The sequence below is a fragment of the Acinetobacter sp. WC-743 genome (assembly GCF_000335555.1).
In the GTDB taxonomy this organism is placed as follows: domain Bacteria; phylum Pseudomonadota; class Gammaproteobacteria; order Pseudomonadales; family Moraxellaceae; genus Acinetobacter; species Acinetobacter bereziniae.
On record NZ_AMFQ01000051.1, the window covers coordinates 1 to 304 of the forward strand.

1 protein-coding gene is annotated in these 304 nt (G+C 42.8%); it reads right to left on the reverse strand.

Annotated elements, in window-relative coordinates; all coding sequences use genetic code 11:
- Positions 1 to 304 (reverse strand): hypothetical protein (locus tag ACINWC743_RS07080; RefSeq protein WP_009584916.1); only part of this gene is annotated, 304 nt, incomplete at both ends.

Below are 304 nucleotides of genomic sequence, written 5' to 3' on the forward strand. Positions count from 1 at the left end.
CTTGCAGTCGTACCTGCCAATGTGATGTTGTTGTAGTTTGCACTGCCATCAGCATTTTTGTCGTACTTCACTGCAAACTTATCAGTTTCACCTTGCGCATCGCTGACCGTTTTTAACTGGTCTTCTGTCGCCGCTTGACCTGATACTGCTGTTCCGTTCCAAGTAGTATTACTTAAACCTTTGATTGTATTGCTTGATTTATCTACAACAACACTACCTACAGTCACTTTGTCAAAGTTAACGTCTTTCGCTGTCGCAACTTCATAGTTTGTTGAGCCATCTGCATTGGTACCCGATGTAACGA